Genomic DNA, 11,053 nt, shown 5'->3' on the forward strand with positions numbered 1-11,053 from the left:
ATTTACCAGCGACACTCTGGTGATTCCACGTGACATACCTTCACATAGATAATCTGACTAAACGGTTCGGCAATCTAACCGCCGTCCAGGACGTCTCGTTTTCGGTCGACGAAGGCGAGTTCGTTACCGTCGTCGGACCCAGCGGCTGTGGCAAGACGACGACGCTGCGGATGATCGCCGGGCTCGAGGAGCCGACATCCGGAACGATCCGCATCGACGGCTCCGACATCACGTCGTTGCCCGCGTACCGTCGGGATATCGGCGTCGTCTTTCAGGACTACGCGTTGTTCCCACACAAGACGGTCTTCGAAAACATCGCGTTCGGACTGAAGATGCGCGGTGAAGACGAGCAGACCCAACGCGAGGCTGTCGACGAAATGCTCGAGATCATCGACCTCGAGGGGTACGAGGACACGTACCCCCACGAGTGCAGTGGCGGTGAACAACAGCGCGTCGCCGTCGCGCGTGCGCTCGCATTCGATCCGGACCTCGTTCTCATGGACGAGCCGCTGTCGAATCTCGACAAGAAACTCCGTCAGTCGATGCGGACCGAACTCAAACGAATTCAGGCTGAAACGGGCGTCACGACGATTTACGTCACCCACAATCAGACGGAAGCGCTGTCGATGGGCGACGATATCGCCGTCCTCAACGACGGCCAACTCCAGCAGTTCGACGATCCCAAACGCGTCTATCGCGAGCCCGAAGCGCCGTTCGTCGCAGATTTCCTCGGGCAGTCCTCGCGCGTCGACGGCGTCCTCGAGACACCCTCGAGGGTCGATCTCGGAGATGGTAACTCGGTCGCGATTTCCGAACGGGACGGATTCACACCTGGCGATGAGGTTGCCGTCTTCCTTCGTAACGAACTCGTCTCGATCGCGACCGAGCAGCCGTCCACGGGGAACGTATTCGAGGGAATCGTCACGGAACTGGATTACCAGGGTGGCGAGGTCAACTACTTCGTCGACGTTCCGTCGCTGGACATTTCGGTGCAGGTGAGTACGGTCGTCAGTCAGACCGATTCGTTTCTCGAGGCCGGGATGGACGTGTGGATGCAGATCGATCCGTCCGACGTGATCTACACGCGGATAGACGACCAGTCCCGCACGGAGGTGTCGCCAGCGGAGGCGGCGGTAGAGCAATGAGCAGTGCAACCCAGCGGGCGACTCGCGTTCAGGACCGGCTCGCGGACAACCGGTACGTTCGGTTCCTGCTCTCCCCGGGGCTCGGATTGTTGTGGGTGCTCGCGTTACTGTTCCTCCCGCTGACGATCATCGTCCTCTACAGTTTTTATACTGCGGGGGAGTTCGGAGCGATCGTCCCAGAGTTCACCCTGGCGAACTACCAGCGACTCTTCGGGAGTTCGACGTATCCGGTTATCATCGCAAAATCGTTCCTGATCGGGCTCGTGACGACGCTGATAGTCCTGCCGCTTGGCTACACGCTGGGTTACTTTCTGGGACGTACTGAGTCGACCTGGAAACCACTGTTGCTCGGGCTCGTCGTCGTCCAGTTCTGGGTCCCGATCATCATCCGAACCTACGCCTGGATCCCGATCCTCGGAACCGAAGGTGTGGTCAATCAGGCCCTTCTCTGGATCGGCCTCATCAACGAACCGCTCTCGTTGCTGTACACGATGCCAGGAATGCTCGTCGGACTCGTCGTCAGTCTGCTGCCGTTCATGATCCTTCCAGTCTACGCCGCCGTCAGTACGATCGACGACGACGTTATCCAGGCGGCGAAGACGCTCGGCGCGAGCGACTGGCGTGCGTTCTGGGAGGTGACGTTACCGCTCTCGTGGCCGGGAATCGTCTCGGGTATCCTGTTTACGTTCATCATCGCTGCCGGCGCATTCCTCGCCCCGGAACTGCTTGGCGGCCCGGGCGAACGGATGATCGCCCCGGTGATCGCCGACGTGTTCCTGGGTGACTTTAACTGGCCGTTCGCCGCCGCACTGTCACTCGTATACTTCCTGCTGATCGGCGTCTCGCTGTACCTCTTTACGAGGAAAGCAGACCTCGAGGAAGCACTGGAGGGGGTCTCGGTATGACCGGCCAGTGGAACTGGCGAGCCGTCAAGCTGGTTTCGGCGCTCGTCTACGTGAGTATGTTCGTCCCGCTGTTGGTCGTCGTGGTCAACTCCTTCCATCCACAGCGGATGGCGAGTTTCCCACCGTCGTCGCTGACGCTGCACTGGTACGGCGAGTTCTTCGCCGATCAGATGCTTCTCGACGCGGTCTGGATGAGCACCAAAGTCGGCGTCGCGACGGCGATCTGTGCCGGAGCCGTCGGGACGCTCTCTGCGATGGGGTTCGTCCGAAAACAGTTCCCTGTCAAGAAGGGACTCGTGATCGTGATGCTCTCGCCGATGCTCGTGCCGCCGGTTATCGTCGGTCTCGCCTCGACGATGTTCTTTACCGAACTCGGCTGGGAGCGAAGCATCCTCTGGCTCGTCACGATGCACACGCTCATCGCGCTCCCGTACGCGTTTCTCATCGTCCGCAGTCGGCTCTTCCTCTTTGACGAATCGCTCGAGGAGGCGGCCCAAACGCTGGGTGCCGATCACCTGACGACGTTTCGCGAGGTGACGTTCCCGATCATCTCACCGGCGATCCTGACGGCGATGATCATCTCCTTCGTCATCTCCTTTGGCGAGTTCACTGCGACGCAGTTCTGGGTCTCGCGCGAAACGACTACCGCACCCGTCGTCATCTACACGATGCTCGAGACGCTTATCACGCCGAAGGTGAACGTCCTCGCCACGCTGGTGCTCGTGATCACGATCGCGATTCCGATCGCCGGCATGGCGCTCCAGCGCTGGCTGGCAAGTCCAACCGAGTAGTTATCGGTCGGACGGTCCGTTATCGAGCAGTTCGAAAATTTCGGGATCCGTCCTGAATTTCAACAGATTGTGGACGACCGAGTTACGGACGTTCGAGACGACATCGCCGTAATCTCGGTAGAACTCGTGGATCCACTTCGATTCCGCTTCGCGGCTTCGGAACATCATGATCGTCTTCCACTGGTACTCGCCATTCGAGATGAAGTACATCAGGGTGTGTTCGTCGTCCATGATGTACTCCATCGCTTCCTCCCAGTGGTCGTCAAAGTGTTCCGGATTGAACTTGAACTCGAACAGCGCGAAGTTGTAGAACTGCTCGTTCGGCAAGATTGCCTCGCGGAAGACGTCGTTTTCCCGCATCTGTCGGATCGTCTCGCTGACCGTTACGTGCGAGACGTCGATATCGTATTTGTCCGCTAACAGGCTCGCCAGTTCCCGACTCGAGATCTGGGGGTCCGCCGCAAGTTCTCGGAGGATCTTGAGATCGCGCTCTTTGAACTCCCAGTCGACGCCATACGGTTGTGCCTGCTCACCCATACTGATGATTCACCGAGGGCACGCATATTTACGTTCCGTTCGGGACGTCGTCGGAACTCTGGTCGGCGTTCGTGGTGTTCTAGCCGGTCGCCCAGCCCAGGACAACGACCGCCGAGTTGTCCGTCCGATCGTCGACTTGCCGTCGGTCGTCCCGGTCGATCGCAAACGTTTCACCCAGTGGTACGACTAGGTAGTACATGGTCGATCGAGTGTTTATCTACCGTGCCCCCTCGACTGTCGCCGACGTCGATCAGGTCGCGGAGTGGCTCGAGGAGCGAGTCGACGCCGAGATACCCGTCAGAGAGCGGTTTCTCGAGTGCCACCGAACCGAGGATCTTCCCGAACGGTTCGCCGAGGCGCGGGTGACGTCCCCGTACGATCGTGCGACCGGGAACACGATGCTGGGGACGATCCGGTACGAAGAACGAGCGCTCGAGAACCCCGAGCGCGAGGGTGGCGTTCTCTACGACGGCGTCCAGGTTCAGCGCGCGCTCAACGCCGCGCTTCCGCCGGAGGAACGCGACCTCGAGACCGTCCACGTCGCCGTCCTCGACCGGGCGATCGGAACGTGGGGCGACCACGACGGGCGCTGGCACAAGCGAGTGAACGTCCTCGGCCAGCCCGCAGTGATCTCCGTTCCCGGGCTCTACGAAGCGCCAGCTAAACCCGAGGAGTACTACAAGGAAAAGCAACGACACGCCCTGCTCTCCGGTGACACGCCGCCACGGGAAGTACTCGAAAACCAGGTTGACGACGAGTTCCTGATCGAGAACGACCCGCGGACGACCGATGCCCTGAAGGGGTACGTTCTGCAGGCGTATCACTACCTCGAGACCGGCGAGGGGTTCTGTGACCGGGAGGAGTGTCGGCTGTTCAACGCTCACTACCACGAGGATCTGATCGACGCGCAGTTACGCGAACCAGAGTTTTGCTCCGAGCACGCGCAACTGTACGGACGCGGATAGTCGATCCCGTTCGTATCGAGGTCCGTCTTTCCGGCGGTATCCGGCATCGACCGTCACGTTCCGAGCGAAGAGCGCGGTGGTTCACTGTACGAACGCACGCGACAGGTTCTATATACCGTTATACGATTTACCCGTTCGTCTCGAACACCGTGTCGAACGAACCGTCGACGATCGAGTCGGCGACCGAATCGGCGTCGAGATCCTCCGGGAGTCGCCGTGGGTACTTCCGGCGGAAGTATCCCAGGATGTTCTCAAGGTCGCGTCGAAGGAACTCGTCGGCGTTCTCGTGGTCGGTCGGGACGGCCTGGGGCCAATCGAAGATAGTCACCCCCGCTTCGCTCACGAAGACGTTGTATTCGCTCATATCTGCGTGGACGTACCCTAGCTCGTGCGCGCGCGAGATTTCACTCACCAACAGATCGAGGACACCGACTACCTGTTCGTCCTCGAGTCGGGTTCGTGAGAGCTCGACCCCGTCCATCTTCTCCATGACGATTGCGTGACGATTTTGGCCGATCGGCTGGGGGACGGCTACGTCCGGGTAAAGCGCCTCGAGCGTCTCGTACTCTCGCTCGGCGGCTTTCCGTGCGGTGTACATCCACGAGACGTGCTCGTTGTCCGATGCGTAGTCGCGTTCCTTGTGAACCTCCCGAAAGTTCGTGTACCCTTCGCGGTGGTACTTCAGCGCGTGTGGTTTGTACGATCGCACTTCGTAGACGTCACTTTCCTTGCCGACGCCGAGTGGCGAGCCGAACTCGGTGATCGTCTCCCGCTCGGCGAACGTCCGCAACGCGAGTACGTCGTATCCCTCGAACTGGAGCGTATACCCCTCGTACTGAATGGTCTTCTTCTCGATCAGGCCTCGTTTGAGACAGCGCTCGAGGCGGTACTCGACCTCGTCTTCGGTCAGGCTAGAGTAGTCCGGCAGCTTCTCCCGCTGGACCCACTCGGAGAATCGCATTCCCTGCTCGACCCCCGACAGGAGATAGAAGTCCTCCGCCTCGAGTTCCGGAAGAAGTCCGGCGACGTTCCGCACCATACACGCAGTAGCCGACGTGAACGTAAAAACGTCGTGACGTGCAAATCGAGATTGGCGACTGGTCGGTAGCGTTCTCCCGTGGCGAGCGTACTGGTGTTCCAAGCCTGCACTACAGGGTCGAACTCGGTGGCGTAGCTCGGTTCGTCCCCTCAAACGATTTACTGTCAGTCAGTTCCGGCCCACTCGCGACCGGGACGGCGGTTGCGCCGGGACATCGGGACAACAGCCCGTATCAGTCGAGGTGTGGGAGGGTAGTACGATCCGAAGTTGGCCGAGCGGATATCTCGATACGAAAAATAAATCATATGTTGCGATATGAAATGTCCTGGCTCGGATGCTATCGAAAGCGTTCGGGAAGTCTGCGTCGACGCGGGACGTCGTACCAACTGCTGTACCGACGGATCGGTGAAACCACTCCTATTTCTGCAGGTGTGCCAGTATCGACGAACAGCAGTCCGTGTGAAGGTGAACGTCTGCGGCCAGGGTTCGAATGTCAGTCCCGTTCTGTTGGAAGTGTGTCTGATGCCAACAGTTAACGGTGCATAGAGCGAACCGACGACTACCGTTCGTAGATAGCCGCGCTGGATGTGGATCCGGTCACAGTGGGCCAAGATCTATGAATCATCGGTCACGGATAACTGAGACTGCGAGTGTTGCCGATCGCCCCACGGGATAATCCGACTGAACTCGTCGGTGCTACTATGGTGTTAACGGCCGAAATCACGGTTTCGACGGATACGTTCGCTCTCGGCAGCCTGTTCGAGACGTTCCCGAACGCAGTCGTCGAGTTCGAACCGGTAGTGCCACTACAGGGTGACCGAGAGACGAACACCCCGCTCGTCTGGATCACCGGTGTCGAACCGGAGCGGTTACTACCGGCCCTGCGCAAGACCGACGACGTCGAAGCCGTCCAACGGCTCGCAACCGTCGACGAGAACGTCCTGTTAGAACTCGAGTGGGGCGACGATCTCGACGGAATCGTCCAACCACTGCTCGACACCGGTGGGCGACTCCTCACCGCCAGAGGGACAGCAACCAACTGGAAGTTCGACCTGCTTTTCGACTCACACGTGTCGCTTTCGGAGTTCAACATGACGGTCACGAACAACGGGATTCCGGTTACGTTACGTAAACTCTCCAGTTCGACGGTCCAGCGAGAGCCCAGCGACGGCGATTCCGATCGCTCGATCCTACCGAATCACCGAGAGACACTGTTACTGGCCTACCACAGCGGTTACTACGATACGCCACGCGAGTGCCAACTCGCCGAGCTCGCGTCGAAAGAGGACGTAAGCGACAGCGCGCTGTCGAAGCGACTTCGCCGTGCAACTGCGAGCCTGATCGAACGGACGCTTCTCGACGATGAAAGCGTCGGTGACCCGAGTTACGAGTGAGACGGATGCTGTCGTACGGGCTGCGATGACTGGTCGTCGGTCGACACTCGCCAGCCGGCGATCGACCGGGACAGACACGTTGCGGTCCGTATCAGTCGGTGTCGGTGAGTACCCAGTCCGTCCTGCGGTCGCGCCGGTAGAGCAGATCTCGGTCGGTACGGAGATCCCGTCCGTTCCGACGTACAGCTTCAGTTGTGAACCGACTCTCCGTATGCTGGGAGAATTGCGCGTTCAGTTGTGAGGCGTGTCAGTGAACACACACCGTTCAGAGCTGTCTGTGGGGGTTTACCTCTACTGGTCGGGTCCGTTCACCCGGTGACAGGGAGGTTCACGCCGAGACAGTAATCGGTGCTACTGCAGAGTGGACGAACGAAGGCTGGCACGCGAGTCGAGCGAACGATCAGAACCCCACACGCCACGAGACATGACAGACAAAAACCAGAATCAGACAGGCGATACGAGGCGAGCGTTCATCAGGAACGGAACACTCGCGGCCACCGCACTCGCGGTTGGGACTGGAGCGACGACCACCGCCACCGCGGCCCCCGACGAAGACGCCGTCCTCCACGGGAGAGATTACTATCCGGACGTCGACTTCGATATCCTGACCCAGTTCGGAACGGGGACGCGAAACAACTTCCTCGAGGAGTACGACCCGGATGAGGACGTGTTCACCGATCCGGACGACTGGGAGGTGTTCGTCATCCGAATCGACATCGGCGAGAGTGAGGGCGAGCTGGGACACCTGATGCTCGACGTCGACAACGACGAGCCGGACGTCGACCCCGGCGACTCGGGCTCGATGGGCGAAATTGGCTCGTTTCGCGATCCCGAACGAAATCTGATCGAAACGGAGGTCGATCTCTGATCATGACGTCAAACGATCGAAACCAGACGGACGAGCCAGCGGACTCCCGAACACTGGAGACAGCCACAGCAACCGCAGTCGTGGCCGGTGGCGGTATCGCGGCCACCGCGGGTACTGCAACGGCCCAGGACACCGAGGACGTCGTCGTCAAAGCGAGAGATTACTACCCCAACGAAGAGTTCGTCGTCCTGACCGATTTCGAGGAACGAAATCGAAGCGAGTTCCTCGAGGAGTACGACGACGGCGAAGACGCATTCGACGACCACGACGACTGGAACGTCTACTCGATACTCATCGAGGCCGGCGAGCCGGCGGGGGAATTAGCGGTCATGATGATCGACAACGACGTGGATCCGAGCCCGGGCGACCGAGGGACGATGGGCGAGTCGCCGTCGTTCTGGAATACCGAATGGGATCTGCTCGAGGTCGACGCCACGTTCAACGATGAGGAGGATGAGAACGACGAAGACGATGACGACGAAGACGATGACGACGAAGACGAAGCCGATGACGACGAAGACGATAACGACGAAGCCGATGACGACGAAGCCGATGACGACGAAGCCGATGACGACGAAGACGATAACGACGAAGCCGATGACGACAATGACGAGGAGAACGACGACGGAATCCTCGGCTGACGACACCGCTTTCGGTAGCCGGTCGTGTCTGTAGGGCCCGCCAATGTTACGGGCTGGGAGGGGTCTCTCCCAGTCGATTGCCGCCCGTCTGCGATCGACCGGCGACCAGTCATCGCAAACCGTCTGCGCCGTAGCCGGATGGCGGTCTCGGGCGGCTACGCGAGTTGCGATCGCGGTCGGTTCTGGAAGCGAGCCAGGGATCGGCCTGCGACTCGTTATCGAGCTGGTGTGGAATGGCGTCGACCGACCGCGTCCCGTTCACTTGTGAACGGGCCCTCTATGCAGGCCCGTGTACGTCGGATCCGGCGCAATCGTCGCCTGATCCGACTTCCTTCGGACGGCCGTCACAACACCCCGTGTCAGTCGTTTCGACAGTTTTCGTAACGGACACACACTGGGGACTTATGATCCTCGTCGGTGGAGAGAGACCCGTTCGTGCCAGTCGAGTAGCTCGCAGGAAGTGAAGAGTTGTAAGTTCCCGAACACGTCACTACGGAGATTAGTGGCCGCGAACACCGACAACGCCGTCGACCGTGTCACCACCACCACCGAACTGGGACGGTACGGCTGACGGATTGACCGAACAGTTTGCGAACGAACGCTAGCGTGTAGCCAGGCGTAACGATCCTTTCACGCACCCTCGGTCGAGCGTGAAGAGCCATCGCCTCGCGACGCCTTCCGATACGACGCACCCATGAACGAAACTCGAGGGAGCGGGCCGTGACGAACGCGCCCGGTGACGATCTCGTACGATCTGTCGTACGGCAGTGGCTGTTCAATCGCGACCCACCTGCAATCAAAGCGGTACATCGCCGGCTTGACCGAAACGCCGTTCGAACCGACCGTGTTTCGCTCGTTGCACTCGAGTGGCTCACTGGGCGCTGACTGGTGATCGCAAACGGAATCGTTCGAGACGGGTATCCAAGATCGCTTCGGTCCCGCCACGATGGGACGGCGGGGTCACCCTGCCGTGACCCCGGATGTCGTCGTGGATCCGTTCGATCCCGAAGTAGAGAAGAAAGGGTTACCCGAGGATGCCGTCGTCGTTTTCTTCGTCGTCCGGCTCTTCATCGTTCGGTTCCTCGTCGTTTTCGTCTTCCATATCCTCGTCGTTTTCGTCGGCGGGCTCGTCGTCAGGGTCTTCCTCGTCCTCCTCGTCGTCAGGGTCCTCCTCGTCGTCAGGGTCCTCCTCCTCTGCCGTAACGTCGACCTCGAGCAGGTTGTGCTCCGGACTGCGGAAGGAAGCGGTCTCGCTGAACGTCCCCGTGTCGCCATCACTGAGGTTGAGTTCCTCCTCGTCCATGAGGTAGCCCAGCGGGCTCCCGTTGCCATCCGTCTCGATCCGGATCGCGTACACGTTCCAGTCATCCGGAGCGTCGAACACGTCGCCGTCTTCGTCGAGGTTCTCGAGGAAGCTGTCACGCGTCGGCGTGTCGAAGTCGGCGATCACCTGGAAGCTCGTATCCGGGTAGAAGTCGTGGGCGTGCACCACGGCTTCCCCCTCGTCTTCTTCTTGGGCAACAGTACTCCCCGCGGTAGCGCCGGCACCGACTGCGAGGGCGGTCGCAGCCAGTGTGCCTTTCTTCATAAATGAACGCCGTGAGTCTCCGTTTTGATAGTCCTTGCTCATATCTCTCATGCCCTTGTGGGCATCGGCGATTGACCGACAATACGAATAAATAGCTGCGTCCGTTTCGGTCCCCCACAGAACCATTTCAGGAGTTAATACCGGGAAACGGTCGGTGTATCTGTGTTCGTTCTCGGCGTTGACCACTTTCATACGGTCTGTTGTCTGTATTCTCAGCGTACTGGAGGCAGGATCCGAGTACGATGGACACGAAAACACCGGTCAGTATCGGACGGTCTCCACAAAATGTAATTACAGTCGGAGTGAGTGGACGGTATCGACAAACACGCCGTTTATACGGCAATCATACACCGGTAAATCAGTTGTGTAGCTACAGAACCCGCAGACTTCGAACCCGATCGTGATTTTCGACGCTCTGAACGTTTTTCTGACCAATGCAGTCATTTCCACGAGCGGCGTACAGTTTCAGACGATTATATCTCACAAAAAGTCGTGTTAACGCCAGGTTCCGGTCAGCGGAATCCGCGTTACGCCGCCCGTTCTCACACGACCGTCCGCTGGAACGTCGTGACAGTCACCTCGCTGTAAAAAGCAGGATATGCAGATAGCGCCCCTCATTCCCGGCGTTGCGAACATAGCGGGGTGTCTCCTCGTATCGGCGTTTCGTATGTTGTCACTACTTTCGACAGGATACAGTCCAAAATATTATGTGCAACACCTGATCAAAACACGGTATGCGCCGCGCACTCGCGTCGATACTGACGCTCTCGTTTCTACTCACCGTTCTGTTCATGGCTATCCGATCACGTACCTCGGCGGCGTGCTCGCAGGAATCGTCCCACTCTCGCTGTTTCTCTTCGGCGGCGGCTGGTTCGTCTCGCTCGGATTCGCGGGACTCGTCGGAGCGTGCAGGCTGATTGGCGAGCGAGTCGAGGTCGACGGCTGGTACGTCCGCCAACACAGCCCGTTGCTCGCGGTACGTCGCCTCGAGGGCGACGTGAGGTCCCAGAACGGGTACGTCCACCTCGGCAGGTACGTACGCGGGATTCTGGCGTTGCTCGGTGGGCTACAGTTCTCGGCGCTGGCGTCGTGATCTAGTACCGTCCCAACCGTGGACAGCTAGGTTATATCCTCTGGGCACGTATCTCTAGGAATGAGCCGAAAGAAGTACACTGTCGAT

At 59.4% G+C, this 11,053-nt stretch carries 11 protein-coding genes; 8 read left to right on the forward strand and 3 right to left on the reverse strand.

Features of this window, described 5'->3' with window-relative positions; genetic code table 11:
- The first annotated feature begins 29 nt into the window (after positions 1 to 29).
- From FYC77_RS16900 to FYC77_RS16910, 3 genes are read left to right on the forward strand one after another with little or no spacing between them, the layout of a single operon-like run.
- Positions 30 to 1,145, forward strand: coding sequence for an ABC transporter ATP-binding protein (locus FYC77_RS16900; RefSeq protein ID WP_149082670.1), 1,116 nt, complete (start codon positions 30 to 32; stop codon positions 1,143 to 1,145).
- On the forward strand, positions 1,142 to 2,050 hold the full coding sequence (locus FYC77_RS16905) for an ABC transporter permease (RefSeq protein WP_149082671.1): 909 nt from the start codon (positions 1,142 to 1,144) through the stop codon (positions 2,048 to 2,050). The genes FYC77_RS16900 and FYC77_RS16905 overlap by 4 nt, the downstream gene beginning before the upstream one ends.
- Entirely contained in the window at positions 2,047 to 2,841 is a 795-nt protein-coding gene (locus FYC77_RS16910; RefSeq protein ID WP_149082672.1) for an ABC transporter permease, read from the forward strand. The genes FYC77_RS16905 and FYC77_RS16910 overlap by 4 nt, the downstream gene beginning before the upstream one ends.
- On the opposite strand, the gene FYC77_RS16915 is transcribed toward FYC77_RS16910, so the two are convergent.
- Entirely contained in the window at positions 2,842 to 3,378 is a 537-nt protein-coding gene (locus FYC77_RS16915) for a winged helix-turn-helix transcriptional regulator (RefSeq protein ID WP_149082673.1), read from the reverse strand.
- 197 nt (positions 3,379 to 3,575) lie between these two features.
- Here FYC77_RS16915 and FYC77_RS16920 point away from each other — a divergent pair, with 197 nt between their 5' ends.
- Positions 3,576 to 4,343 (forward strand): DUF7001 family protein, encoded by a 768-nt coding sequence (locus FYC77_RS16920; RefSeq protein WP_149082674.1) that lies wholly within the window; start codon positions 3,576 to 3,578, stop codon positions 4,341 to 4,343.
- A gap of 127 nt (positions 4,344 to 4,470) precedes the next feature.
- On the opposite strand, the gene FYC77_RS16925 is transcribed toward FYC77_RS16920, so the two are convergent.
- A complete protein-coding gene (locus tag FYC77_RS16925) occupies positions 4,471 to 5,382 on the reverse strand; it encodes an RIO1 family regulatory kinase/ATPase domain-containing protein (RefSeq protein WP_149082675.1) in 912 nt (303 codons plus the stop codon).
- A 701-nt stretch (positions 5,383 to 6,083) separates the two neighbouring features.
- On the opposite strand from FYC77_RS16925, the gene FYC77_RS16930 reads away from it, so the two are divergent.
- The 3 genes from FYC77_RS16930 (at position 6,084) to FYC77_RS16940 (ending at position 8,285) form a co-directional block, all read left to right on the forward strand.
- Positions 6,084 to 6,776, forward strand: coding sequence for a helix-turn-helix domain-containing protein (locus tag FYC77_RS16930; protein ID WP_149082676.1), 693 nt, complete (start codon positions 6,084 to 6,086; stop codon positions 6,774 to 6,776).
- A 424-nt stretch (positions 6,777 to 7,200) separates the two neighbouring features.
- Complete coding sequence (locus FYC77_RS16935) at positions 7,201 to 7,644, forward strand: calcium-binding protein (RefSeq protein WP_149082677.1); 444 nt, start codon at positions 7,201 to 7,203, stop codon at positions 7,642 to 7,644.
- 2 nt (positions 7,645 to 7,646) lie between these two features.
- Positions 7,647 to 8,285 (forward strand): calcium-binding protein, encoded by a 639-nt coding sequence (locus tag FYC77_RS16940; RefSeq protein ID WP_149082678.1) that lies wholly within the window; start codon positions 7,647 to 7,649, stop codon positions 8,283 to 8,285.
- Between the two features lie 1,024 nt (positions 8,286 to 9,309).
- Here FYC77_RS16940 and FYC77_RS16950 read toward each other — a convergent pair.
- Complete coding sequence (locus tag FYC77_RS16950; protein WP_202911862.1) at positions 9,310 to 9,873, reverse strand: calcium-binding protein; 564 nt, start codon at positions 9,871 to 9,873, stop codon at positions 9,310 to 9,312.
- A gap of 820 nt (positions 9,874 to 10,693) precedes the next feature.
- Between FYC77_RS16950 and FYC77_RS16955 the strand changes: the two genes are divergently transcribed.
- A complete protein-coding gene (locus tag FYC77_RS16955; protein ID WP_149082679.1) occupies positions 10,694 to 10,966 on the forward strand; it encodes a hypothetical protein in 273 nt (90 codons plus the stop codon).
- The last annotated feature ends 87 nt before the right edge of the window (positions 10,967 to 11,053 follow it).

This window comes from Natrialba swarupiae (assembly GCF_008245225.1).
In the GTDB taxonomy this organism is placed as follows: domain Archaea; phylum Halobacteriota; class Halobacteria; order Halobacteriales; family Natrialbaceae; genus Natrarchaeobius; species Natrarchaeobius swarupiae.